At 42.8% G+C, this 26,625-nt stretch carries 25 protein-coding genes; 5 read left to right on the top strand and 20 right to left on the bottom strand.

Translation table 11 applies throughout. The annotated features are described in order from the left end of the window. Window positions 1-52: 52 nt before the first annotated feature. Entirely contained in the window at window positions 53-1,336 is a 1,284-nt protein-coding gene (locus JOC37_RS01770; protein ID WP_204615225.1) for an ArsB/NhaD family transporter, read from the top strand. 85 nt (window positions 1,337-1,421) lie between these two features. On the opposite strand, the gene JOC37_RS01765 is transcribed toward JOC37_RS01770, so the two are convergent. From JOC37_RS01765 to JOC37_RS01710, 12 genes are all read right to left on the bottom strand, one after another. Then, window positions 1,422-2,003, bottom strand: coding sequence for a CBS domain-containing protein (locus JOC37_RS01765; protein ID WP_204615223.1), 582 nt, complete (start codon window positions 2,001-2,003; stop codon window positions 1,422-1,424). Between the two features lie 57 nt (window positions 2,004-2,060). Further along, window positions 2,061-2,750, bottom strand: a complete 690-nt coding sequence (locus JOC37_RS01760; RefSeq protein ID WP_204615221.1) for a hypothetical protein — start codon at window positions 2,748-2,750, stop codon at window positions 2,061-2,063. 3 nt (window positions 2,751-2,753) lie between these two features. Further along, window positions 2,754-4,049, bottom strand: a complete 1,296-nt coding sequence (locus JOC37_RS01755; protein ID WP_204615219.1) for a sulfite exporter TauE/SafE family protein — start codon at window positions 4,047-4,049, stop codon at window positions 2,754-2,756. A gap of 509 nt (window positions 4,050-4,558) precedes the next feature. Beyond that, window positions 4,559-5,014, bottom strand: coding sequence for a sigma-70 RNA polymerase sigma factor region 4 domain-containing protein (locus JOC37_RS01750; RefSeq protein ID WP_204615218.1), 456 nt, complete (start codon window positions 5,012-5,014; stop codon window positions 4,559-4,561). 501 nt (window positions 5,015-5,515) lie between these two features. Next, entirely contained in the window at window positions 5,516-7,069 is a 1,554-nt protein-coding gene (locus JOC37_RS01745) for a methyl-accepting chemotaxis protein (RefSeq protein ID WP_204615216.1), read from the bottom strand. Window positions 7,070-7,239: 170 nt separating this feature from the next. Further along, the gene (locus JOC37_RS01740) at window positions 7,240-7,995 is read right to left on the bottom strand and encodes a HesA/MoeB/ThiF family protein (RefSeq protein WP_204615214.1); all 756 of its coding nucleotides are present in this window, start codon (window positions 7,993-7,995) and stop codon (window positions 7,240-7,242) included. Window positions 7,996-8,000: 5 nt separating this feature from the next. Continuing rightward, window positions 8,001-8,492 (bottom strand): molybdopterin-guanine dinucleotide biosynthesis protein B, encoded by a 492-nt coding sequence (gene mobB, locus JOC37_RS01735; RefSeq protein ID WP_204615212.1) that lies wholly within the window; start codon window positions 8,490-8,492, stop codon window positions 8,001-8,003. Beyond that, on the bottom strand, window positions 8,493-8,942 hold the full coding sequence (locus tag JOC37_RS01730; RefSeq protein WP_204615210.1) for an MOSC domain-containing protein: 450 nt from the start codon (window positions 8,940-8,942) through the stop codon (window positions 8,493-8,495). Continuing rightward, complete coding sequence (gene moaC / locus JOC37_RS01725) at window positions 8,933-9,424, bottom strand: cyclic pyranopterin monophosphate synthase MoaC (RefSeq protein WP_204615208.1); 492 nt, start codon at window positions 9,422-9,424, stop codon at window positions 8,933-8,935. The genes JOC37_RS01730 and moaC overlap by 10 nt, the downstream gene beginning before the upstream one ends. Before the next feature lie 5 nt (window positions 9,425-9,429). Further along, entirely contained in the window at window positions 9,430-10,407 is a 978-nt protein-coding gene (gene moaA / locus JOC37_RS01720) for a GTP 3',8-cyclase MoaA (RefSeq protein WP_204615424.1), read from the bottom strand. 274 nt (window positions 10,408-10,681) lie between these two features. Then, window positions 10,682-10,921, bottom strand: coding sequence for a MoaD/ThiS family protein (locus tag JOC37_RS01715; RefSeq protein WP_204615206.1), 240 nt, complete (start codon window positions 10,919-10,921; stop codon window positions 10,682-10,684). Window positions 10,922-11,010: 89 nt separating this feature from the next. Continuing rightward, window positions 11,011-12,732: an aldehyde ferredoxin oxidoreductase family protein gene (locus tag JOC37_RS01710; protein ID WP_204615204.1), complete on the bottom strand. Its 1,722-nt coding sequence runs from the start codon at window positions 12,730-12,732 to the stop codon at window positions 11,011-11,013. Window positions 12,733-13,101: 369 nt separating this feature from the next. On the opposite strand from JOC37_RS01710, the gene JOC37_RS01705 reads away from it, so the two are divergent. After that, window positions 13,102-13,392: a MoaD/ThiS family protein gene (locus JOC37_RS01705; RefSeq protein ID WP_204615202.1), complete on the top strand. Its 291-nt coding sequence runs from the start codon at window positions 13,102-13,104 to the stop codon at window positions 13,390-13,392. A 1-nt stretch (window position 13,393) separates the two neighbouring features. Here JOC37_RS01705 and JOC37_RS01700 read toward each other — a convergent pair whose 3' ends face one another. The 5 genes from JOC37_RS01700 to mtaB all read right to left on the bottom strand — a co-directional run bounded on the left by JOC37_RS01700 (window position 13,394) and on the right by mtaB (window position 20,729). Further along, complete coding sequence (locus JOC37_RS01700; RefSeq protein WP_204615200.1) at window positions 13,394-14,926, bottom strand: sigma-54-dependent transcriptional regulator; 1,533 nt, start codon at window positions 14,924-14,926, stop codon at window positions 13,394-13,396. An 18-nt stretch (window positions 14,927-14,944) separates the two neighbouring features. Then, window positions 14,945-16,609 (bottom strand): ATP-binding protein, encoded by a 1,665-nt coding sequence (locus JOC37_RS01695; protein ID WP_338017319.1) that lies wholly within the window; start codon window positions 16,607-16,609, stop codon window positions 14,945-14,947. A gap of 14 nt (window positions 16,610-16,623) precedes the next feature. Continuing rightward, entirely contained in the window at window positions 16,624-17,790 is a 1,167-nt protein-coding gene (locus JOC37_RS01690; RefSeq protein WP_204615198.1) for an iron-containing alcohol dehydrogenase, read from the bottom strand. 137 nt (window positions 17,791-17,927) lie between these two features. Beyond that, complete coding sequence (locus tag JOC37_RS01685; protein WP_204615197.1) at window positions 17,928-19,079, bottom strand: iron-containing alcohol dehydrogenase; 1,152 nt, start codon at window positions 19,077-19,079, stop codon at window positions 17,928-17,930. A 312-nt stretch (window positions 19,080-19,391) separates the two neighbouring features. Further along, window positions 19,392-20,729, bottom strand: a complete 1,338-nt coding sequence (mtaB, locus tag JOC37_RS01680; protein WP_204615195.1) for a tRNA (N(6)-L-threonylcarbamoyladenosine(37)-C(2))-methylthiotransferase MtaB — start codon at window positions 20,727-20,729, stop codon at window positions 19,392-19,394. Window positions 20,730-20,969: 240 nt separating this feature from the next. Here mtaB and brnQ point away from each other — a divergent pair, with 240 nt between their 5' ends. Both brnQ and JOC37_RS01670 read left to right on the top strand, forming a co-directional pair. Beyond that, complete coding sequence (brnQ, locus tag JOC37_RS01675) at window positions 20,970-22,280, top strand: branched-chain amino acid transport system II carrier protein (protein ID WP_204615186.1); 1,311 nt, start codon at window positions 20,970-20,972, stop codon at window positions 22,278-22,280. 118 nt (window positions 22,281-22,398) lie between these two features. Then, entirely contained in the window at window positions 22,399-22,941 is a 543-nt protein-coding gene (locus JOC37_RS01670) for a hypothetical protein (protein WP_204615178.1), read from the top strand. 54 nt (window positions 22,942-22,995) lie between these two features. Here JOC37_RS01670 and JOC37_RS01665 read toward each other — a convergent pair whose 3' ends face one another. The 3 genes from JOC37_RS01665 to JOC37_RS01655 all read right to left on the bottom strand — a co-directional run bounded on the left by JOC37_RS01665 (window position 22,996) and on the right by JOC37_RS01655 (window position 24,618). Then, a complete protein-coding gene (locus JOC37_RS01665; protein WP_204615176.1) occupies window positions 22,996-23,712 on the bottom strand; it encodes a cell wall hydrolase in 717 nt (238 codons plus the stop codon). Between the two features lie 88 nt (window positions 23,713-23,800). After that, window positions 23,801-24,439, bottom strand: a complete 639-nt coding sequence (locus JOC37_RS01660) for a DVU0298 family protein (protein WP_204615168.1) — start codon at window positions 24,437-24,439, stop codon at window positions 23,801-23,803. Window positions 24,440-24,474: 35 nt separating this feature from the next. Next, entirely contained in the window at window positions 24,475-24,618 is a 144-nt protein-coding gene (locus tag JOC37_RS01655; protein ID WP_204615166.1) for a hypothetical protein, read from the bottom strand. Window positions 24,619-24,853: 235 nt separating this feature from the next. Between JOC37_RS01655 and ubiB the strand changes: the two genes are divergently transcribed. Continuing rightward, window positions 24,854-26,521, top strand: coding sequence for a 2-polyprenylphenol 6-hydroxylase (gene ubiB / locus JOC37_RS01650; protein WP_204615164.1), 1,668 nt, complete (start codon window positions 24,854-24,856; stop codon window positions 26,519-26,521). Window positions 26,522-26,625: the final 104 nt, after the last annotated feature.

Genomic DNA, 26,625 nt, shown 5'->3' with positions numbered 1-26,625 from the left:
CCCGTTGCCTTTCATAAATCGCTGCGGGTATTTTTTTGAGGAGGTAACCGTTATGCCAGAACAATATCACTCCTTATATGCTATCATTGTTTTTCTGCTAACGTACGCTTTAATCATGTCAGAAAAAATTCACCGGGCAGTGGTAGCACTTGCAGGAGCCATGTTAGTACTTTTTGCCGGTGTTATTCACTTTGAGGAGGCAATCCATCACATCGACTGGAACACCATCGGCCTTTTAGTAGGTATGATGATCATAGTGGGTATTACCAGGCGCTCCGGTGTATTTGAATACCTAGCCATCTGGGCGGCTAAAAGGGCCAAGGGCGAACCAATGCGTATTCTGGTGACACTGGCAATTATCACTGCCGTGGGTTCAGCCTTTTTGGATAACGTTACCACCGTGCTGCTGGTAGTGCCTGTGACTTTTTCTATCACCAGGGAGTTAAATGTTAATCCCATTCCTTTTTTAATCACCGAAATAATGGCTTCTAACATCGGTGGTACCGCCACCCTGATCGGTGACCCGCCCAATATTATGATCAGCGGTCCGGCTGGGCTGTCTTTTATGGAATTTATCTATAACTTAGCCCCCATCGCTATTTTAGTATTTATTGTCACTATTTTTATTTTGCGTTTTGTCTTCCGCATTGAGGCCTCTGAAGAATTAAAAGAAAAAATTATGCAGTTTGACGAAAAGCAGGAGTTAAAAGACATCGCTTTGATGAAAAAATCTCTATTTGTACTGGCCATTACCATCATCGGTTTTGGGTTCCACGGTGCACTGCACATTGAAAACTCTATTATTGCTTTAACCGGTGCCACTTTACTGCTGCTTATTACCCGTGAAGAACCGGAAGAAGTGCTGCTCACTGTGGAATGGCCTACCATTTTCTTCTTTATTGGACTATTTGCCATTGTAGGGGCCCTGGAAGTAAACGGTGTAATTGCCGCTATAGCTGCAAAAGCCATTGAATTAACCGGCGGGGATCTGCTAAAAACCGGGTTCTTAGTATTATGGTTGGCTGCAATAGCTTCATCATTTGTTGATAACATCCCCTTTGTGGCCACAATGATTCCCATGATTAAAGAAATGGGGCCCGAAGGCTTAAACGTTTTTACCAACCTGGATCCCATCTGGTGGTCACTGGCCCTGGGAGCCTGCCTTGGCGGTAACGGCACCATTATTGGAGCCGCTGCTAACGTCATTGTAGCCGGCTTGGCAGACAAAAACGGAACCAGGATATCATTTTTAGGTTATATGAAAATAGCCTTTCCCTTGATGATCTTATCTATTGTGATGTGTACCGTTTACCTGTACTTCTTCTACTGGACATAATTCAACAGCAAAAACTAATGAAAGACAGGTTGTTTTAAATTTACTTTAACAACCTGTCTTTTTCCGTTTTTAAATTTACTTACTGCTAAGTAATATGAGCAGGCGACAACAGCAATTTTTCCTTTCTGCCGTGAAAGCCTAATACTAACCTGGCAAGTTCAACAACAATATCCTCTTCAAAAACAAAGCCCACAAGGTGCTCATTTTTCACCACGGGCAGTATAGTTAGGCTGTTTTTAGACATCACCGACACCAGTGTACTCAGTGCCGCATCCGGTGAAACAAATACTACCTGCCAAGACCGCATTAAAGATTTCATTTTAATGTCAACACTGTTTTCCAGCCGGTGTTCAGCATATCTATATATATCATCGGGAAACCAGTTCATCATCTGCCGGGCAATATAAGCAGACGGCCCGGTTAAATTAGACAGCATCATAAAACCTTTATTGTTAATACTGCGTTCCATTACTGCCAGAATATCCGTCAATGCCACCCAGCCAACAGGCTTATCCTCAGCATTTAAAACTAACAGCACTCTACACTTTCCTTTACCGGAACAAAGCATAAATTGAATTTTTAACAAGGCCCTTTGAACGGTTTCGTCCTCATAAATAACCGTACAGTTGTCTGCGGGCATCATAATATCTCCAGCCAGTACCGGCATTGGGCACCCCTCCCATGCGAGGTAAGGCGGCCTTTAAAATAAAGGCCACCTTATATTTTACTTTTTACTCATTAATATACCTATACCATTACACAAGTAATAAATAGCAAACCCCCACAGTAGCGTATAGAATACATAGAACGCCAACAGCCCCGACAACAAGGCCATATTATCACCGGCACTGGCTTTTTGTATGCCGTAAAAATTATACCCGGGTTCCACAGCTTTTTTAGTTACTTCATTTAAAAATGCCGCTGCTTTAAATTCTTTCACCTTTTGCAGTGAATTCTGCAGCATACCATAGGAATGCCACCAGTAATACATTATTTCTTTGGGCTCAAAGCCGTATTTTTGAATTAAATATTTACCGTTGTTATCATACATGGCATCTGCATCTAAAATTGCTGCTGTGGTAATTTTCCCTAAATCACCGGATATTTGTATCTCTTCTCCCTTTATTACCACATCTGCACCAGCTTTTTGATAAAGGATGGCTACTTTTTGCGCTGATTCAGCATCATCGGCGCTGATAGTTGCCTGAATCTCCTTTCCCATTTTATCTTCGGCACTGGCCAACAAGGCAGGAATACGATAGCTGGATCCCTTGGCAATGGAGTTAAAAAATTGGTCTGAAAACTGAAAGGCATTTTTTCCATCAAAGGCCGGGGTCCACATATAAACAAACAGCCCCAAAAAAATTACCAGCATAATCAAGCCAATATTAAAATCTTTTTTATTTATTATCATTATTTAGCTCACCCCTTTTTCTCCAGCAATCACACCAGTGAGCGTAGCTTCTTTTCTCAACTGTTTAAAGTTAGACGCAAATTTACTAATCACCCATACAGCGAAAAAGGTTACAATAGCAAAAAATGTTATATTACCAATGTTCGTGAGCACTTTAGCCGTAGTTTTGCTGATGGATATTACTTCCATTTTATTTAATTTTCCCGGCAGAGCCATTAAACGATTGAAAAAGCCGGCTAAAATAGCTACAGCATAAAAACCCTTGATGTGGGAACCGGAAACCACCTTAGTGGTGATAGCTCCAATTTGAATACCAATCAATGAACCAATAAGCATCCCCATGGCCAGGGTATAGAAAATATATCCATAAAGGGCATATTGAGAAATAGAAGCATAACCGGCCGTAAAGATTATCTGCAAAATGTCCGTCCCCACAGTAGTTGCCGTTGAAACTCCTAAACCATATACAAACATGGGAAAGGTTAAGAAGCCGCCGCCAACTCCCATAATTGCTGCTGTTAAACCTACAACTGCACCACACACCGCCACAAACCAGGCGGAAATTTTTCTACCACCGGGAACAATATGCTGGTCGAACTTGATGGTCGGAGGAATGCTGCTCTTTTGCAGCCTTTTAGCCAAAACAGTTAATTCTTCATCTTCCCCGCCGTGAACAGCACCGGAAGCAGCAGCTCTTTTACGGGACTTTAAGAAATCAATTAACGCGTAAGTACCTAAAAAGCCCAGCATAACCACATAAACAATACTGATTACTGTATCGCTAAGCACCGGGTTAGCGTTATATAACGCCCTGTTTAATTTACCACCAAAGGTAACACCTGCAGTGGAACCAACCAAGAATGCAATAGCCAAACCAACATGAACATTACCCAACTTTTTGTGTACGGTAGTACCCATAATAGCCTTGGCAAAAATATGGAACAGGTCGGTACCCACCGCCAGAATACCTTTTACACCGGCACTCATCAAAGCAGGTGTGATAATAAAGCCGCCGCCGGCACCGATACAGCCGGTTATTAAACCGGCACAAAGGCCGATGGCAATTGATACATAAAAGACAAAAGGTGAAAAGAACGAAGGCGCGTAAGCACTTTTCCCGCCTAAAACCGCCGGTAAACTGGATGCTGCATGGGCCACCGCCGGCAGTATTACCGGCAAAGCCATAAGCAGCAATAAAAAGAGCTTTTTCCTATTGTGCAGGATATTCATTGAAACTTCATAATCCCACTTGGCGTGAGCAGCAGCAGCTTCCATGAAAGCATCATACAGCTTTCTCATAGTAAATTCCTCCCAACGAAAAGGTTTTCTTTTCTAATAAATAAGGTGCTTAAATAATCTTTCATTTAGTTGTTATAACAGTACAATTAATAATTTAAAAACAAATACTTACCAGCTTAATCACCCCCTTGCAAAATTATTAACAAAAAATGCCCTCTTTGATATTTCAACACCTATCAAGTGCAATATAAATAAAAATGCACTTTTAAAAACAAAGTGCATTATAGTTTGTTAGTTATATAATTTTCTTGTCAATACCATATTACTTTATTTTTCATTCAAAAACATCCATTAATTATTTATTAAAACTTCATGGAAACTTCATTTTCTATATCAAAAAAAAACATGTTAAAGTTTACTAAAAATCTACCAAAAATCTACTAAAAGTTATTTTTATTGAATGTTCGAATTCGAAGTGGATCTCGCGCGGATTTTTCGAACACCCTCTTTTATTTGCCAAAAAAAATCGTTCATTTTATCCAGTAAAATGAACGATAGATTATTAAATATTAGGACAGCGGGAATTTAATTAAATTTCTTAAACTGATTAACAACTTGTTCATCGCTTGGGTTCTTATTTTAAAACAGTTTTGTACACTATATCCCAGTTCCAATGCCGTTTTTTCAATGCTCCAGCCTTCAAAATACCTGTATTTAATAAATTTTTCTTCGTCCTCAGTTAATGCTTTTACCGCCTCATCAATGGAATTAATAATTGTTTTATATATCGCCAGCTGCTGCTGCAAATAAGCAACCTTTTCCCCTTCCAGTCTATATATGGCCGTATTTTCCGTTGAACTATTATTATTTAAACTCTCTTTAGAGTTTTCTTTCCACGAATAATCAGTGGTAATATTAGGTAAAATTTCATCCAGTGACTGCTGTATGTTCTTCATTCCCACTTTATATACTTTATAATTTTTTAAATGTTTTTTTATTTTTTCTATTTGCTGTTTCCTGGTCATAATTGGTCACCTCTTTTTCCAAAAACAGATCAAACTAAAGGTGCTTGGGGTTAATTAAAACAGATATAATTTACCAATCCCTAAATGATTCTTACATAATATTAACAGGTGCTAAAATGTGCTTAATAAAAATAACTTGGCAGCTGAAAAATTAAAACCAGCAGTTTGATTAAATAACAACAATAATATTTTTATAACCAAACAGTTCCGCATCACTCCTTCAACTTTAAAAATTAACCGGAGTATGTGCTAATTATCACAAACCCTGGTAAAAATAAAATTTTTACTAAACTGTAATTTCTGTAAGTTTTAATTGATATCAAAATTAAAATACCTATAGTATAATTATACCTTTACAGCCAAGTAGTGACAATACTTTTTTCACCACACATAAATGTAAAATTTTAGGTTGAATACCTTTACTCCGTTAAAAGATCCCTTTTATTCTTCGCGGGCAGAAAAAAATTCCCCGTAACAAGCAGGGGATTATTAAAAACGCTATTAAATTTTAAATTTACCGGCCAGCCTATTCAGTTCCTCTGCCATGCCGTTCAGCTGCTGGGCCAGAGCAGACACTTCCTGCATTGAAGCAGATTGTTCTTCCGTAACGGAGGACACATTTTGTACCCTTGCTGAAATTTCACTGGTGGATTCTGCTATATTATGTACCTGTTTTGCTAAGGCCTGTATTTTATCTATAATGTCTTTAAAATACGAGCCTACCTCTTGAATTATCCTCCGGCTGTTGGCCACCTCATCAGTGTTGGCTTTCATCACCGAAACAGCGTACTCACTTTCCTGTTTAACGTCACTAATCATCCTATATATTTCGTTGGCCGCCCGGGCAGAATTCTCTGCCAGCTTCCGCACTTCTTCCGCCACCACAGCAAACCCACGCCCCTGTTCTCCGGCCCGCGCTGCTTCAATAGTAGCATTCAAAGCCAATAAGTTAGTTTGTTCTGCAATTTCAGTAATCATATCCACTATTCTGGTTATTTCCTTAGAACTCTGGTTAAGATTGTCAACAGCTTCCGATACTTTAGACGAAACCTCACTGATATTATCCATATGCACCTCAATCTTGTCTATTCCCTTGCTGCCATTGGCCGCTAATTTCGCAGTTTGGTCGGCAGCATTTGACACCGTCCCCGCATTATCCGCCGCATTAATTACAGCGGCCGATATTTCATTCATGGCAGCCGTTACCTCCTGCACCCCGCTGCTGGTTTGCTGCGCAGCAGCGGAAAGTGTTTCCGAAGAAGAAACAACATGGCGGGATGCATCATTCAGGCCCTGTACTATCTGCTGCAAGCTTTTTTTCATGCTGTTGAAGTTGCTGGTTAAGGACCCTATTTCATCATTGGTGGCAGCGGTGATATCCTCACCAGTTAAATCCCCTTGGGCCATACGACCAAATTCCCGTTCTAACTGCACCACAGGATCGGTTATTCTTTTAGCTGTAATTAACGTGATAATTAGACTGATTATAAAGGCACTTACAACCGCTACCATTACTTTCGAACCCATACTGTTCACTAACCGGGTATTAGCCTGAATCTGCTGCTGCATAATTTCTTCCTGCATTTTTGCCAGCTCGACGCTTGTTTTAATCAACCCGTTAATTGTTCCTTTTCTATTAAGGGTAAAATCCACCACCGCTTCCGGCCCGCTGCCCATTATTTTCATCCCGTCAGCGGCATAAGCGGTAAATTCATTCAACGATTGTTCAAGCTGTACCACTTTCTGCTTTCCTTTTTCGTCTGTAACTAAATTTTGCAGTGTTTCCAGGTTATAATATGCGGCTTTCAACGCCCGCCGGTATTTTTCTTTGTAGTCCGGGTTGCCGGTAAACAAATAGCTGCGCATGTAAAGGGCACTATATTCAAAATTAATCACCAATTCTTTAGATTCGTCTTTGATTCTTACCTGTTTTTCAAACAGCCGGTTATAAGAATCGTTGATTTTTTGAATCTGTACAACAGAAAAAACACCTACAAATATCAATAACAGCAGTATTACTAAGGAATTTAAAATCAGCTTTGTTTTCAGTTTCAAGGGCATCCCTCCCAGCTTGTGATTTTTTTAACTTAATATGAGCTAATTATACCATATTTCCAGCAGCGTATTGTTTAAAAATCCCTTTTTTATTCCATTATTTACTATAAAAATAACCCCCGGCAGCTGCTGGCACTGCCGGTTGAACAAAAATTATATTAGTAAACACCTCAATCACTGCTGCCGCAAACGGGACAGTATACATCCCGGCGCACCTCAATTTGGTCAGAAACCATTTCTAATAAATTGATAGTAAACATTCTGCCCACCAGCGGGACACCTATATTAAGCAGCACTTTAACTGCTTCTGAAGCTTGTATCGAACCGATTACACCGGCCACCGCCCCCAGTATTCCTATGGTGGAAGTGGTGGGCGCATTTTTCGACGGCTCGTTTCTAAAAATACAGCTAAAACAAGGCCCCCGGCCGGGGATAAAAGTCATTACTTGACCCTGCATGGCCAGAACGCCTCCATATATAAAGGGTTTACGCTGTTTAAAGCAAACACCGTTGATAAGCTGCCGGGTGGGAAAATTATCTGTGGCATCCACCACCAGCTGGTAACCGCCGATTATTTCTTCTGCATTTTCTTTTGTCAGCGGCCGGCTGTAAGTCACAACTTTAATGTCCTTATTTAAGGCTTGTAATTTTTCAGCAGCAGATTCAACCTTTGGTTTGCCAAGGTCAAGGGTGCTGTGTATTATTTGCCGCTGCAGGTTGGACAAATCCACTTTATCGGCATCAACAAGCCCCAGCGTTCCTATACCGGCAGCAGCCAGGTAAAAAGCAACCGGAGACCCCAAGCCCCCGGTGCCCACAATTAAAACTTTGGAATTCAACAGTTTTTGCTGCCCTGCAACGCCAACACCGGCCAGTAAAATATTGCGGCTATAGCGTTTTAACTGTTCTTTACCCCATGCCGGCAATATTATCACCTCAAAAATTTGTGTTCTATCAAATCCGCCACCCCAGCGGCATCGTTCCAGTTATAAACCGGCACTTCCCGTTCCAAATCTATATCGCTGACCACTGCAATCAGCTGTTCTGCCTTTGCCGCCGGTCTTTCGGAAACGCCGTGGCGGTACACTTCAATTTGGGGAGTATTTTCTTTTTTGAATCCTTCGGTAATAACGATATCCATATCGGGTAATAAAGCAATTAATTGCTGCAGTGACCACTCCCGTTCGGTTGTTCTTACCAATCCCACCTTTTCGGGGCTGGCTATTACCACAGCATCTGCCCCGGCCCGGGCATGCCGGTAAGTGTCTTTACCCGGTTTATCTAACTCAATACTGCCATGATGATGCTTCACTGTGCCCACCCGGTAACCACGTTTTTTTAATTCAGCTATCAGTTTTTCCAAAAACGTGGTTTTACCGGTATTAGACCAGCCCACCACCGAAATAACCGGTACTTGAAGCACTTACCGCTTTTCCCCTTCCGGCATTATTTCTATTTTATCCCCCACTTTAACCGGCCCCTCTTTCAGCACTTTAATAAAAATTCCCTCCCGGGGCATTACACAGTCACCGGCCTGCTGGCGAATGGCACAACCATGGTGACACTCTTTACCAATTTGAGTTACCTCACCCACCGCTTCCGAACCAAGCTTAATTTTGGTGCCAACGGGTAGTGATACCAGATCTATTCCTTCGGTGGTTATATTTTCAGCAAAGTCACCGGGGCCCACATCCAAACCCTGGCGGCGCATTTTTTCAATACTTTCCATGGCCAACAAGCTAACCTGCCTGTGCCACGGCCCACCGTGGGCATCACCTTCTAACCCAAAATCCACAACCAGCCTGCCGCTGCCAACATTTTTCTTGCGCATTCCTTTATCGGGGCTGGTACAAACCGCTACAATTACTCCCATGTTTCTTCACCTTCCCGTATAAAATCCCCACTTTTGCCACCGGTTTTTCTTACTAACCGGATGTTTTCAATTACCATACCCTTGTCCACTGCCTTGCACATATCATAAATGGTCAGTGCCGCCACACTTACCGCCGTAAGGGCTTCCATTTCTACCCCGGTTTTCCCTGTGGTACGCACCCTGGCTTCAATTTCCACTTTATCAGGATGCTGAAAACGAAAGTCCACGTTGGCACCGGTAATATTTATTGGATGAGCCATGGGTATTAAGCGCGGGGTTTCCTTGGCCGCCATAATACCGGCCACCCTGGCCACCCCCAGCACATCACCTTTAGCCATGTTTCCCGCCTCTATCAAAGATAATGTTTCCGGTTTCATTTTCACTTCCCCCCGGGCCACAGCTTCCCTTCTGGTATCTTCTTTGGCACCAACTTCCACCATGCGGGCCCGGCCGCGGGCATCAAAATGGGTCATTTCGGCCATAATCGCTAACCTCCAATTTGTGACATAACCCTTTGATCTCTCCAGCCATAATCCATATGGTGGCGATCAGGTTTTAACAGCACTGCTTCTGATATAATTTTAGCCAAAAACTCTTCGCTGGCACCGCTTCGCAGCGGGGTTTTAATGTCAATTTCCCGTTTGTCAAAAAGACAGGGTCTCAGCCCACCGGTTGCTGTAAGGCGCAAACGGTTGCATTTGCTGCAAAAATGATCGCTCATGGCGGTAATAAAACCTATCGTACCCGGGGCATTGGCCAACCTGTAATACCTGGCCGGCCCGCTGCCGATCACTTTACTTTCTTTATTCAAACAACCCAGTTTGTCCGTTATCATATCCCGGATCTCTTCCGCCGGTACATAACGATCCCCCGCCCAGGGACTGGATGTACCAATGGGCATCAACTCAATAAACCGGACATGAACAGGTGCTTCCTTAGTCCAACGGGCAAAGTCCACCACTTCGTCTGAATTTACACCCCGCACCACCACGGTATTTATTTTCAGCGGTTTAAGATCCAGCTTCAATGCCTCTTCAATTCCCTGCATAACCTTTTTTAACTGCCCGTTGCGGGTAATGCTGCGGTAGCGCTTGGCATGCATACTGTCCAGGCTGATGTTCACCCGCTTTAAACCTGCTTTTTTCAGATCCTTACCCATTTCTTTCAGCAGGATTCCATTAGTTGTAATGGATATATCATCTATTTGGGGTAAATTGCTAATATTCTTTACTAAATCTACTATACCCAGACGGACAAGCGGTTCTCCACCAGTCAAACGTACCTTGCGTATACCAACTGCAGCAGAAACTTTTATAATTTTATATATTTCTTCCAAAGTTAGTATTTCTTCATGCTTCACCGTTTTAACACCTTCGGCCGGCATGCAGTAAACACAGCGCAGGTTGCAACGGTCAGTAACTGAAACCCTTAAATAGTTTATATCTCGCTTGTACCCGTCCAACATATTTTCACCTTCTAATCTATAATTAGTTGACCAACCGCTTAACCAAGGCATTACCCGTCTATTTACTTTCTTTAAATACAAACCCGCCAATAACAACGGCTATGCAGCTTGACACCAAATGATAATGTTTGATTTAGCCGTTGGAAGGCGGCCACCGGGAAACCCATACCCATGTTCAAAAGGGAATACGAAACTACAGCCAACCCTTATGTTTATATATACATAACGGTTGTTAATTACAAGCGGGCCCTCACCCGCCTGTAATATTGTCTAATTAACCCCCACCCACCGGTGGGAAAAGGGCCACCCGGTCACCGTCTTCCATTACATCACTGCAGTTATAATGCGTACCATTTACCAGGACAGAAAAAACCTGCTCCTGTGGAATGCCTAACTTATCTAAAAGCTGTTTCACAGTGGCACCCTCAGGCAGTTCTACCTGTATGGGCTTACCATATTGGGCATTTTCCACGTATTTTTCTAACCCGCTGTACAATCTCACTTCCAGAAGCAAGCTTTTTCACCCTCTTTTTGATAATTCTTAAGTATTATATAACATTTCACTACCAACTGCCAGTGTTTATACCTGGGTAGGATAACCGGTTAGAAATTAAACACCTCGTCCAGTTCTTCTTTCAATGCAAATTTAGTTTTGTGCGGAGTCAGTTCTTCTTCATAGAAGAATTCCGGCAGGCGATCGTCAGCCTTGGTAAAACCGGCTTTAGCATTAAACTCCCGCTCATTCTTCAGAATTTGCTGTCCCAGGGCAGTAACGTCCTCCACGGTCAGTTCTGTACCATATTGAGCGTTCAGCATTTCAACAATGGTTGGCAGCCCTTCTTCGTTATCCAGCACTGCAAAAGCTACAAACAGGCACAGACCGGTGGCATCCACTGCTGCTGTGGCCACCTGCAGGTTGCGGGACAGTTCAATCTGACCGTCATCCTTGTTAGGATCCACATATCCACCCACTTTAAGAATGTTAGCAGTTACGGCATAACCGGCAGTGTGATCCGCACCCATGGGAGTGGTGGCATAAGTTACACCATTACCCCTGCAGGACCGCGGGTCATAAGCAGGAATACTCTGACCTTTAACCGCCGGTACCCGGGTTACGCCATATACTTTACCGGCCACAGCCGCACCGGCACCGATTATTCTTCCCAGCGGGGTACCTTTGACCACTTCTTCTAAAGCCTTAATGGCCGCCTGGCCGTCACCAAAGGGAATTACTCCCGCTTCCATTAGTACACCAAGGGTACACCCTGCTTCAATGGTATCTAAACCAACATCGTTACAAATGTAGTTTAATTTAGCAACCACATCTAAATCACTGATCTCCAGGTTGGGACCAAAGCACCAAGCAGTCTCATACTCAATGGGAGCACAAACTTTGCCATCGGGCATGGGGTAAACGTTGGAGCAGCGCATTACACAACCGGGGTGACAGGCATGGGTTGCTTTGCCGCCCCGTGCCACAGCCACTTCTGCCAATTTTTCACCGCTAACTTCGCCGGCGGCATCAAAACGCCCGGTTCTGAAGTTACGGGTGGGCAGTGTACCTGCTTCATTAATAATATTCATCAGCACGTTGGTACCAAATTTGGGCAGGCCCTCACCACACACAGGATGCTTCAGCAGTATATCGGCAAATTTTCTGGCTGCTGTTTTAAAGCGTTCTTTATCCTTAACCGGGGCATCAAAGGTTTTATCACATTCCACAACAATGGCCTTTAATCCTTTGCTGCCCATTACAGCCCCAAGACCGCCACGACCGGCATAACGGCTGGAGTTGCCTTCCGGGTCGTTGTTGGTTATACCAGCACTGAGCATTTTCATTTCACCGGCAGGACCAATGCAGATAACGCCCGCCTTTTCATTGTAGCGTTCTTTTAAGATGGCAGTTAGTTCATAGGTTCCCTTACCTGCCAAATCGTCGGCGGGAATAATTTCCACACTGTCGGCAGTTACCCGCGCAATAAATGTTCCCTTCTCCGGCTTGCCTTCAATGACAATAGCTTTAATTCCCAAACTGGCCAGTTTTTGAGAGGTAATACCGCCGGCATTGGCTTCTTTAATACCGCCGGTCAGCGGGCTCTTACCGCCAATTGAAAGGCGACCGGAGGATGGCGCACTGGTACCGGACAACAGCCCGGGAGCAATTATCAGTTTGTTTTTTGGTCCCAGGGGATGACAGGTGGCCGGCACTTCATCCAGCACAAACTGGGAAGTTAATGCCCGACCGCCCAATGCCCGGTACTTTTCAGGCACCTCTTCAATTTTTACTTTTTGAGTCGTCATGTCCAGTCTTATAAATTTAGACATTTTAACCCCTCCTTTGCTAATGTTCGAAAAATTGGGTTAATATTAATGATTCGCTATTTTGTAAATAATTCCTCCCTTCTAATAAATAGAATTCAGAAAAGTTTTCTAGATAATAAAAAACGCTAATATCATTTATATTTATCAAAGCAAGAATCATGCCCACCAGCAGCTGCTGCAGGGGGGAATTATGTGTCAGAACGGGACACTTTTAAAAATTATTTTAGAACATTTTCCCTTTTTGACACATTTGTTCAACCGGTTATATAAACGTTAAAAAAGACACCTGTTTTTTTCTAATGGCTTGAAATATGGGCGTAAAATTTGCAGTATGATATATTCCAAATAACCAATAATGAAAGGATGGTAAAATTGGCCGTAATAGAATTAAGGGCTTTTGCAGATTTGCAAAAAATTTTTAAACAAAACGGGTGGAACATGCCCCACCGGTTTGAGATACCGGATGAAGGGACCACTGGAAAGCAGCTGGCCAGGCAGCTTCAAATTCCGGAAGAAAAACTGGAAGCAATATTTATTAACGGTGTGGTCTATAATCTTACTCACCCCATCAAGCCCGGTGACCGGGTAGGACTGGTGCCGCCGGGGCTGCCCAGCATTTACCGTGTACATCTTGGCTTTTACAGTAAGAATAACCGGAAATAAATTAGTTTTTAGCTGCTATATTATATTCCTTTACTTTGCGGTACAGGGTATTACGCCCCACTCCTAAAGCTTTTGCAGCAGCGGTAACATTGCCGTTAAAATGCAGCAGGGCATCTTCAATGGCCTGGGCTTCCAATTCCCGCAGTGATGGGGGTGGTTCCGGTTTAAGGCCTTTGTCCACAAGGATTTTTTTAATGTTTCTTCTTAGTTTACCTATCATTTGGTATATGTCCAGCAGTTCTTTGGTAGAGATGCTTTCACTTTCGCTGATGCTGTGATATAAATTTTTTATTAATTCCACCGGGTTTGATTCAGCCGGTGTACCGGTTAATTCTGTATTTACCCCGGTGCTTTTACCAGCCTGTAGTATTTTGGACGGCAGGTGACTGGGTAATATAGTATCACCATCACATAGGGCCACAGCCTGGTTTAAGGTGTTTAACAGTTCACGCAGGTTCCCCGGCCAACAGTAACTGCACAAGCGATTCATAACCTCTGCAGAAATATTTACAGCCCCCTCTTTCATACCCAGGCGTTTTAAAAAATGATGTACCAAACCGGGAATGTCTTCCCTGCGCTGCTTTAAGGTGGGCAGTACCAACCTGATCACGTCCAGGCGGTAAAATAGGTCTTCTCTAAACTGCTTATTTAATACTGCCTGTTCCAAATCTACATTGGTGGCGGCAATTATCCGCACATTGGTTCTAATGGGCTTTTCTCCGCCCACCCGGCAAAATTCCCCGGTTTCCAGCACCCGTAACAACTTCACTTGAATGGCTAGACTGGCTTCGCCGATTTCATCTAAAAAAAGTGTACCGTTATTGGCCAGCTCAAAAATACCCCGGTGTGTACTGCTGGCACCGGTAAAAGCCCCTTTTTCGTGGCCAAATAGCTGGCTTTCCAACAAATTTTCCGGCATGGCACCACAGTTTACAGCCACAAATTCTTTACCGGCCCGCCGGCTGGCATGGTGAATAAACCTGGCCAGCACTTCTTTACCGGTGCCGGTTTCGCCGTATATCAGCACGTTAATGTTTTTGGGCGCAATTTTGGCAGCAATATTCATTAACCGGTGCATTTCTTTATTTTGACCATAATACAGCCCCACTTTTTCTGCCGCATCCGCCCAACTTGGCCGGCCTCCCCTGGCAGCACCCGTGGTGCTGTAATCAACACCTTTTTGCACCAGGGTTTCTACTTCTAGTATATCTTCAAAGGGTTTCTCCACATAATCAAAGGCACCCAACTGAATGGCTTTTACCGCTGTTTTGGTAGTTGCATAGCCGGTCATTATTATCACTTCACAGGCAGGCTGGTGCTCTTTAATTTTTTGCAGTAATGTCAGCCCATCGACGTCGGGCAGTTTCAAATCCACCAGGGCCACTTGATAGTTGTTGTTCTTCCACAACTCTTCCGCCTCATCACCGGAGATGGCAACTCCCACCCGGTAGCCTTTACTTTCCAGCAAGCGGCGAAAGAATACACCCACCTCGGGTTCGTCGTCTATTACCAATATATTTGCTTTGTAATCCATAATCCACCACCTTTACTGTTAGCTTTGGTAAACAGGCAGTACCAGTTTAAAAATACTGCCCTGGCCGGGGGTACTGTCAACTTCAATGGTGCCTCGGTGGGCCTGGGCAATTCCCAGGCTCACCGACAAACCTAAGCCGGTTCCCTTACTGGCTCCCTTGCTGGTATAAAAAGGGTTAAATATCTTATCTATTTTATCTTCATCAATACCTTCACCGTTATCTTCCACCGTCAGCCACACCTGCTGCCGGTCTTTAGAGCCGTCTTTAAACCCGGTACTTATTTTTATAATTTTTTTCCTGGACACATTTTCTAAAGCATCCCTTGCATTTAATAAAAGGTTTATCAGCACCTGCTGTATCTGGTGGCCATTGGCTGTAATTAATGGCAGTTCTTCTTCCAATTGGGTTTTGATGGTTATCTTGCTGCGGTTGATTTGATATTTGGTAAGACTTAAAACTTTGTGCACCATATCATTGATATCGGTGGATCCCATCGGCTGCTGTTCCTGCCGGGAAAAAGTAAGTAAGTTTTGTATAATCCGTTTACAGCGCAGTCCGGAATTGACAATATCATTTAAAAATTCCGCCCGGGGGTGACCTTTTCCCATCTCCCTTAACAGCATCTGGGCCGTTCCGATAATCACCGTCATTGGGCTGTTCAGCTCGTGTGCTACCCCGGCAGCCATTTCTCCTATGGCTGCCAGCTTGGCAGACTGGATTAACTGCGCTTCCATTTTGATTTTCTCTGTTAGGTCTTGAATATGGTGTATAACGGCATATATTTCATTTGCACTGTTAAACACAGGATAATAATACACATCCAGCACATAGCCGCTGGCTTGTACCCGTCTTTTAGCCGGTTGTCCCGTCTTTACAACCTCTTCCAGCAGGCAGGTAGAACACTTGCTGTTCCGGCCCCAAATTATCTGGTAGCACTTATCAGCGCCGTTTTTAGAACTGCTGTCACCGGAAACAAAGGGTAATTTTCTGTTGTTGCTGCGCACCAGGTTGAAATTTAAATCTATTAAATAGATGGGATCAATAACGGCGGCAAAGGTTTCCTCCCATTCCCTTTTTCCCCGCAGTACCTGTTCATATAAACGGGAATTTTCTATGCATATGGCCAGTTGGTCAGCCAGCTGGCAGCAGAATTTTAATTCACTTTCAGTATAAGCATTATGAAGTTTAGCCCCCATCACCAGTACTCCGATTACTTTTCCCCGCACAAATAAAGGTATTGTTGCCAAACTGCGTATTTCGTCTTTACCCGTTTTTATGCACTGGCAGAGCTCCTGTAAAGTCCCTTCAGCACCAGAAAAGTTATATAAACAGTGCCTTTTTTCTTTAATACACTGCCAAAGCAGTGATTTTGAAGTTAGCTTTTTATTTAAACATTCATGATGGGGTACCACAGCTGTCATGCACAGCACATTTTGCTCCAGCAGCGATAAACCTAAAAAGTCACAGGGCAAAACCAGGGGAAGTTTACTGTATGTACGATTAATAATATCTTCTATGGACATATCTATGTTGATGTCTTTTACAATCTGGTGAATAATTTCTAACCGATTATTTTGCTTAATAATTTCCTCATTTCGTTTTTTTAACTCCAGGTAATAATTAAGTTTTGAAGAGTTTACACCGGTTAAGTTTTCAATTAACATTCTTTTATGTTCCAGCACCGGCTTTCACTCCTTTACAGCGCTCGTTTAAATAGTTCTATTAAGTCTTCTTTCCCGGCATCCCGGGGATTTGTTACCAGACAGGCATCTTTCAGCGCATTTTCAGCCAGTTGGGGTATTACATTTTCATCAAGTCCCATTTGCGATAAAGTTTTTGGTGTTCCAATATCCCGAAATAAATTTTTCACCCATCGGATAGACTTTTCTGCCGCCTTCCAACGGGACATACCTTCAGTTCTAACCCCTAAAGCCTCAGCCACCCGGGCATATTTTTCGGCACAGGCAATTAAATTATATTCCATAACATAGGGCAGTAGAATGCTGTTTGTTTCACCGTGATGGGAATCCAGCAAACCATCCACCTGGTGAGTCATGGCATGGGTGGCACCCAAAATAGCGTTGGAAAAGGCCAACCCAGCCTGCAGGCTGGCCATAGCCATTGCCTTTTTGGCTTCCAAATTTGTACGGCAGGCCACCGATTCCCGCAAGTTGTTAGATACCAATTGGACAGCATAAAGGGCATGCACATCGGTCAGGGGAGTGGCAGCCAAAGAAACATAAGATTCAATGGCATGGCAAAGGGCATCCACCCCTGTGGAAGCAGTAAGGCGGGCATCCTTGGTATAAAGCAAATAGGGATCAATTATCGCTATGTCAGGAATAAGGGATTTAGAAACAATAGTCATTTTAATTTTTCTGGCACTGTCTACAATAATAGCAAATTGTGACACTTCCGAACCGGAGCCGGCGGTGGTGGATACCATAACCATGGGAGGCAGCGGCCTAGTAATTTTGTTAATTCCCTCAAAGTCTTGAGGTTTACCACCATTGGTGGCCAGCACCGCAATAGCTTTGGCAGCATCAATGGCACTGCCACCACCCACCGCCGCAATGGCATCGCATTCCGATTTTAGATATAAGCTCGCCCCTTCGTTTACTTCATAGTCCTTAGGATTGCTGGTAATATTGGACCATACCTCATAGTCAAGCCCCACTTCTCTGAGGTGCCGTAAAACCTGCTCAACCCACCCGGTTTGTATTAAACCATCATCGGTAACTACAAATGCCTTTTTGGCACCTAAACGCAGCACGCTTTCCCCTGCTTGTGAAATGGCACCAAAACCAAAAATAATTTCCGGGGCGGCAAATTTACTTATTTCTAAAAGCTTTCCGTTTTTCATGCCAAACCCCCATTGTTTGAAAATAAATTTATTTCATAATATTAATTCTTCATTTTTAATTAATGTCCTTTCAGCCATTTAAAAATAAAAAGAGGTGAGGGATATACCCCTCACCCCGATTAATTTATTAATTTTAACTACATGGCATTTTTAAAGATTTGAATTACTTCTTCCAAGGTGGCTAAACGCGGGTTGGTCAGCTGGCAGGCGTCCTTCATGGCATTTTCAGCCATAATCTTCAGATCTTGTTCCTTAACGCCCAGTTCTTTCAGGCCGGAGGGAATACCTATTGATACAGACAGTTTCTTAATCGCTTCAATAGCTTTTTGAGCCGCTTCATTTACAGACAAACCTTCTACATTCTCACCCAACTCAATGGCAATATCCCGGAACCGTTCCGGACAGGCAATTAAGTTAAACTGCTCCACGTGGGGCAGTAAAATAGCATTGCATACCCCGTGGGGCAGATTATAAAACCCGCCCAGCTGGTGAGCCATGGCATGCACGTATCCCAAACTGGCATTGTTAAATGCCATACCGGCTAAAAATTGAGCATAGGCCATTTTTTCCCGGGCTTCCATATTTGTACCGTTGGCCACCGCTGCCGGTAAATACTTTGCAATTAACCTAATGGCCATCAGGGCGGCAGAATCGGTTAACGGGGTGGCAGCAGTGGATACATAAGCTTCTACAGCATGGGTTAAAGCATCCATACCGGTGGCCGCTGTCAGCGCCGGCGGCTTACCCACCATTAACTCCGGGTCATTAATAGACAGAGCCGGAGTCACACGCCAGTCTACAATGGCCATTTTCACCTTCCGGCTGGTGTCGGTAATGATACAAAAGCGGGTCATTTCAGAAGCAGTTCCGGCAGTTGTATTCACCGCCACCAACGGAACCATCGGGTTGGTGGATTTATCAACACCTTCATAGTCATGAATTTTGCCGCCGTTTGCAGCCAACAGTCCTATACCCTTTGCACAGTCATGAGATGACCCGCCGCCCAAAGATACAATGGCATCACACTTTTCATCCTGCCAAACCTTAAAACCGGCCTCCACATTACGGTCAGTGGGGTTAGGTTCTGCACCGTCAAATACAACCGCCTGCAGACCGGCATCTTCAATAATTCCCTTAACTTTTTCCGCCATACCAAGTTTGGCTAAACCCTTATCGGTAACTATTAAAACCCTTGTACCGCCCAAACCTTTCACCCGCTCACCTACTTCCTTCACACAACCTGCCCCCATCAAGTTAACGGTGGGAATAAAATAAGCGCTCACAGCCATTAAAAAATACCTCCTTAAAATTATATTTTGAATAAACTGAATATTTGTTGTATTGATACTTTTGCAATTCTTGTGCCAATTTATCCGGTAGTATCTTTACAACTTCTTCTGCCTGCTTATCAAGACAACGATTTAATTTAATACATAATCCTGTTCAATCCTGTTCAACAGCAGAACAACCCGCCCAAATATAGAACAGCAAAAAAATAAGCCGGTGCTGCCGGCGGCAGTCTCCCCCATAACGGGTGCTTTTCCGGCCTTAAAATGATGTTTTAGCAGACAAATAAAAAAACTGCCGAATCTGCCGGCAGTCTAATCTATAACAATTCCTTTCACACCCCAGGAGTATGCTTTTTCCGGTTTCACCGCTATCATATCGCCCTCTTTAATTTGTATTTTTCTTATTGGAAATCTGGTTAAGATATAATTATCAGAAAAACCTTCTGCCCAAACACCATCCTGCTGCTCTTTTATTCTCTCCACCAGCACCCTCAGCTCACTACCAATAAAACGGCGGTGAAAATTTAAGGCCAGTGCTTCCCCCAGGGAATGCATTTCTTCCACCCGGCGTTTTTTTACATCCGGCCGTACTTGTTCCGGATAACGAGCTGCCGGTGTTTTTTCCCGGGGAGAGTAGGGAAAAACGTGCAGTTTACTCAGCGCTAAGCCGCGCACCGTCTCCATACTCTGCATATGATCCGTTTCCTTTTCGCCGGGAAATCCTACAATCATATCTGAAATTATTGATATATCGGGCATTAATTCCCGGGCCTGGCATATTATTTCCGCAAATTGTTCCACTGTATACCTGCGTTTCATTTTTTTAAGGATGGAGCTGCTGCCGCTCTGCAGCGGCAGATAAAGGTTATTGCATACACGATCAATTTCAGCCATCGTTTCAAGCAGCTCAGTGCTTACCACCATTGGTTCTATAGAACTAAGGCGAATTCTAAAGGGATACTTTAAATCATCCAGCCTGCTCAGCAGGTCAGGCAAACTGGTCCTTCCCAGATCCCGGCCATAGGCACCCAAGTGAGTCCCTGCCAGCACAATTTCTTTATGACCGGCTTCAGCCAGCCGTAAAACCTCTTCAATCACCCGCCGCGGATCCCTGCTGCGGGGCTTTCCCCTGGCATGAACCACCACACAATAACTGCAAAACTCGTCGCACCCCTCCTGTATCTTAACCACCGGCCTGCAGCGCGGAAACCGGGATGTAATACTCATTTCTTCATATTCCTCGTCACGGTGGAGTTTTTGCACCAGTATCCTTTTCCCCGGTTTTTTATACTGCAGTTCCTCAGTAATAATCTGCGGTATACGTGAACGGCCGGCAGTTCCGATTACAACATCCGCCTCCGGTATTATTTCTTTAATTTCTCCCGCATCCACCTGGGCATAGCACCCAGCCAGCACAATTAATGCCCGGGGATTTTCCTTTTTGGCATGGCGTACTTCATAACGGGATTTTCGCGCTGCCGATTTAGTTACTGCACAGCTGTTGATAATATAAATATCCGCATTGCTTTCTACCGCACGGTATCCTGCTTCCTGCATAGCAGCATCCAGGGATGCACTTTCCGCTTGATTAACCGGGCAGCCCAGAGTAATTATTTTATAACTATAATCATGGCAATATTTGTTATTCAACATCTTTAAAAACCTCTTTTTAACCTAATCTAACTTGTTCCCAACAAGTATAATGCAATTATTTATATTTATCAACAGCTTAAAAACGTGAGTCAAAAATTGTTTAAGGTTGACATATATTCTTAGTTAGTGGTAAATTACTTTATGATTTAAAAAATATGTCGAACGCAATATTTATTGCCCGGAGATGTTAAACCTCATCTCCAAGACAAAACATTAAATCATAAAGGAGTTCTGGCTATGCATTTAACTAAAAAAGAAATCTTCATCACAGGTTTAGCACTGCTAGCAATGTTTTTGGGTGCCGGCAATTTAATTTTTCCACCAGTGCTGGGTTTAAAGGCAGGTGAAAGCCTTTGGCTGGCTATATTGGGGTTCATCGTCACCGGTGTGGGATTACCCCTTTTAGGTGTTACCGCTGTGGCTAAAGCAGGTGGCGATTTGCAGTACTTAGCTAACCGGGTTCACCCCCTCTTTAGTAAAATAATTACCACCATTGTTGTTTTATCCATTGGCCCCCTGCTGGCCATTCCCCGTACCGCTGCCACTACATTTGAGGTAGGCGTAGCTCCCTTTTTACAAGATACAAACTCCCAATTGGCTCTGGCCGTTACTACTGTTGTGTATTTTGCCATCACCCTGGGTTTCGTGCTGCGCCCTTCAAAAATAGTAGATAATATAGGTAAGTTTCTTACACCGTTTATTATTATTTTTTTAGCAATCATTATATTCAAAGGCGTTCTCACCCCACTGGGTACTGTTAACGCCAGTGAATACACCTCACCTTTTTCTCAAGGTTTTTTAGAAGGTTACAATACAATGGATGCCTTGGCTTCAGTTATTTTTGGTCTTGTTATCGCCAACTCCATTAAAGCCAAGGGAGTTACCGACAACGGTGAAATAGCCAAAGTTACCATCATTGCAGGAATTATTGCCGCCATAGGTTTGTCCTCTGTATATGTTGGGCTGGCATATATAGGTGCTACCACAGGCACTACATTCACCGGCGGCAATCCCGGCCAAATGCTGTCATATATAATTGAAGCCATCTTAGGTCCTGCGGGCAAAATTGTTATCGCCATAACTATGGCCCTAGCTTGTTTGACCACTTCTATCGGCTTGGTAGCTACCTGCGGCAGTTTCTTCAGTCGTTTAACCAACAACCGGGTTAGTTACAATACCGTTTGCATATTAACAGCACTTATCAGTACAGTGCTGGCAAACATGGGTTTAGCCACAATTTTAGAAGTCTCTGTTCCGCTGCTGATTACTGTTTACCCTGTAATCATTGTATTGATCCTTTTGGCTCTTTTTCACGACTTATATAAAGGAAAGCGGGCGGTGTATATTGCTGCTATCAGCGGCACGGTAATAATTTCTTTAACTACTTTAGTAACCTCTACAAGCCGTACGTTAGGATTTGAATTGACAGCCTTAGAGCAGCTGCTCTATAAGCTGCCCCTGCACAAACAGGGATTGGACTGGCTGCTGCCGGCGGTATTACTGGCTCTGGTTGGAATGTTATATAAAAGCAAAACTGAAACTTTTTAATTAGATAACCGGCTAAAAAATCCTAAAGCTTCTGCCGGCATGCTAAGGCCAGCAGAAGCTTTAGCTTTTTTATGTTATAATTTGTTATAATTGATGCAGCAAAACAAGGAGGGTACATATGAAGCAGATAAAAGAATATGTTATTAAAATCGGTATTGGTACTTCAGAAATTGACGGCCGGGAGTATGCTGTATTAATGCTGGATCATATAGATTTGGATAGTCTTTTAAGAACTGCCGCTATAATGGAGTTAATTAAACCTACTCTATCACCTCTTAAAGATCAGCACCCTAGGTTCTTTGGTGAAGATACAGAGGTTATGGGTATTGATGATGAATTAGCGGTATCGGTAGCAAAGGTGAAAAAAATAATTAATATCAAAGTGGAAAGCCGGTCAACATTATCAGAGATATTGGCAAAATTAGATGAGGCCGCGATAGAAAAGGCTAAAAAAAATCTGCCGTCAGCCTTTTTTGAATTTAAACACCAAAAAATCTTCAGCCAGCAGGCTACTATGATATACAGCGGTATGTATAAAGATTCCTACCGCGGCTTTATAAACAATTACAAGGAAAAAGGATTTTACTTTATCGTGCTCGGCAATGAAGGTTCTGCAATACCCGGTGTCCAATTAGTAAAAGAAGACCTTGAGTTAAATTAAAACCCCCAAAAGGGGGTTTTAATTTTAAACAGTATCGATTTGCCGCCGGCAGGTTTAATAATAAAAATCATGTTTGCCTATGGTGGTCATATATTTTCTGTTTTTCACAATCCAAAAGTTCTGCGATTTTTTGGGGTTTAAAAAATACAATGCAGAACCAACAGGTCTGTATCCTTTTAAAGCTGCCTTTGCCGCCTTAATACTTTCATCACCGGGGGTATTGTATATTCGCCCGTCTATTACCGGCGAAAATTGAGTACGGCCATACTGCTTGTCAAATATTACACCATAAATAGTATTGGGAAATTTACTTGAGTTTACCCGGTTCAGTATTACATTACCCACAGCAACTTTACCAACAAATGGCTCTGCTTCCGCTTCTGCATGAATAATACGGGCCAACCAGTATACTTCATCAGATAAACGGCTTGTCCCACGGTTAACTGTTGTAGTGGTTGCCCTTTTATAATTTACATCAGCCTTTTGTTTATCCGGCTCTTTCACAACTTTTTTCTGTTCTGCCGGTTTACTTAAAACCTTTTCCTTTTTATCGCCTGATTTTTTTTCTGCTGTTGACTTTTCTTCCGCTGATTTTACTGTATTCTTTGGCTTTTCATTCTTAACGTTATTTTCGGATTGCCTGGTTAATTGATCAGCAGCAACCTGATTAATTTCTTTATTTGCAATATCAACTTGATAACTAGCTGCAGCAATAACAACAACAGAAACGAAAAAAATCAGCACAATAGCAGCACTAACACTCTTCTTCATGTCTTTCCCTTCCTTAGAACTTGTCTGCAGTGGACTATATAATTATAAAATATCATTAAGAAGAGTGTTAGCTGTAATTTAAGGAAGGCTAACTAAGTTTTTCTATACTCCCTTGGGCAATATCACCCACTGTTTTTTCATAAAGTTCTCCGTTTATATATATTTTTACCCGCGCCTTATCATTTACCAGGTTTTTCAACCTATCCACGCTGCTGCTTACCCCTATCTCTCCCAGCGCCCAAGCAGCATAGCCCCTGATAACAGCATTAGGATTATCTAAAAAAGCAATGATGTCAGGCACTATTTCATTGATATAATCTACTTTACCCACCAATCTTCCCACTGCCCACAACATGCCCGGCTGAAATATTCTTTCATCCATCGATGCTGATATCATCACGGGGCCCAAATCAGCATACAAACCCGGTTCGTTGTAAATTATCTCTGCAATGGCTTGGGGCGCACTCCAACTTTGTGCACCGGATTCATCATTCATTGACCACAAAAATCTGCGTATAATATCTCTAATAACCTCCGGCTCGGTTTTAGCTATTTTACCTGCTGCCAATCCAAGGGCTTCTATGGCCCGCCATCGTAACAAGTCATCTTGGGAATACGTTAGCCGCACTAAATACCGGATTAATTTTTTAGCATCGGTTTCAGCCAACTGCAGTAATGTTTCATATTTTTTATCTGTTACCAGCTGAGCAATTTCCTGTTTCTTCATTACTTCATTTCCCCACCCCTTGATTATTTTGCCTATTAAGTATTTTCTTTAAAAATTACAATATACCTGCCGGTGATAAATTTTAGCCACCGGGGTGATCCATCATATAACACCATACTTGAGGCCAGCCAAAAGTGCTTGATAAAGATGCTGTCAGCGGCCCTGCCCCTGCTGTCCATGCTGATTTGGCCCCCGATGCTTTTTAAAATCTCTATGTACGGTGAGCTGGTAGGGATAAACCTTATATTGTTGGTTGCACTTGCTCAGGTTTGGACCGGAACAAATGCCGGCGATTCCCATTTCCCGCACATGTATATGTCGCTGTACCGCTTTGCGGCCTTGTGCCCGTAGTAATTCACAAAGGTTAATGATTACCTTATTGGGGTAAATTAGATAAAAAAGGGTGACACTGATATGCAGATGTATAGACGGTATAAACATTTAAAGCGTTACCGGGAGATTATAAATATTTTACTAAAACACGGCTTCGGTCACATTTTACATCAGCTGGGATTGGCAGAATTTTTATCTATTCGCAAAAAAATATTATTTAAAAAAGAATCTAAGATAGAAGAACTTTCTATGGCTCAAAGGGTACGATTGGCTGTTGAAGAATTAGGGCCGACTTTTATTAAAGCAGGTCAAATTTTAAGTACCCGTCCTGACCTGCTTCCTCCAGATTATATAGGTGAACTGAAAAAACTTCAGGATAAAGTACCGGCTTTTGAATTTGATGCAGCAAAACAACAAATTGAAAGGGAATTAGACCAACCTTTAACAGAGCTATTTACTAAGTTTAATCCTGAGCCGCTGGCCTCTGCCTCCATCGGTCAGGTGTATCGGGCCATGCTGCCCGGTGGACAGGAGGTAGTTGTTAAAGTTCAACGTCCGGATATTGAAAAAATTATTAATATTGATCTCGAAATAATGTATGATATAGCGCGCTTTCTTGAGAGCCGTTTAAACTGGTCGGAAATGTACAGTCTGGTCGAAATTGTTGCTGAGTTTGACCGCACTCTCCATGAAGAGCTGGATTATAACACCGAAGGTCGCAACGCCGATACTTTTAGAAAAAATTTTAATGACAATCCAGAGGTACTTATTCCTGCCGTTTATTGGGAGTATTCTTCCAGAAGAGTTTTAACTATGGAGTATGTGGAAGGAGTTAAGCTGAATAATTTACAAGAAATTAATCGTCTAAATTTGGATCGATCGATTTTGGCTCGAAAATTGGCTCAAACAATATTCAAACAAGTTTTAATAGACGGCTTTTTCCATGCTGACCCACACCCTGGAAACTTGGCAGTTCTTCCCAATGGCAAAATTATCTTTATGGATTTTGGAATGGTAGGCTTTCTTACTGAAGAAAGCAAAAACAGCATTGGTAATTTAATGCTGGCTTTAGTAAGTAAAGATGCCGATGCAGTAATGAAGGCAGTTTTAAATATGGGGGTAATTGCTAAAAATGTTGATAAAAAACTCCTGCGACGAGATATTGACTTGCTGCAAAGAAAGTATTACGAAGTTCCCTTAAGCCAAATTAGCTTGGGAGAAGCTCTTAATGACATCATGGGCATTGCTTTTAAATACCATATCCGCATGCCAACGGAATTTGCTATGTTGGTAAAAACGCTGCTAACCCTGGAAGGATTAGTTAAAGAACTGGATCCAAAGTTAAGTATCGTTAAAATAGTGGAACCTTTCGCTAAAAGATTGCTTATAGAAAGGCTTTCACCTCAAACATTATCTAAAACTATATTAAAAAACCTCCAGGGATTTGGTGATATTCTTTCCTTTTTACCAGAACAGCTTGGTGAAGTGCTGGATTTAGCCGCAAAAGGCGAATTAAAATTAAAACACCAGTTTCCTCAAATTAATGAAGTTTTAAATACACTAAACATCATGACAAATCGGATTGCCTTTAGTACTATAATAACCGGTTTGGTTATCGGTTCTGCTTTTCTTACCCAAAAAGAAAATATTTTGTTCGGACAGATACCAATAGCAGAAGCAGGTTTTTTGGTCGCCGGAATAATGAGTTTTTGGTTCCTTGTTTCAATCCTGCGATCAGGTGGTTTTTAAGGCGCACACACAAAAAACCGCTGGGTAATCCAGCGGGCTTTTGATTAATAAAATAAAATGGCTCCGCGAGCAGGACTCGAACCTGCAACCTACCGGTTAACAGC

The organism is Desulforadius tongensis, from assembly GCF_016907915.1.
GTDB classification, from domain to species: Bacteria; Bacillota; Desulfotomaculia; order Desulfotomaculales; family Desulfohalotomaculaceae; genus Desulforadius; species Desulforadius tongensis.
This window is presented reverse-complemented; position numbering and strand designations above follow the sequence as displayed.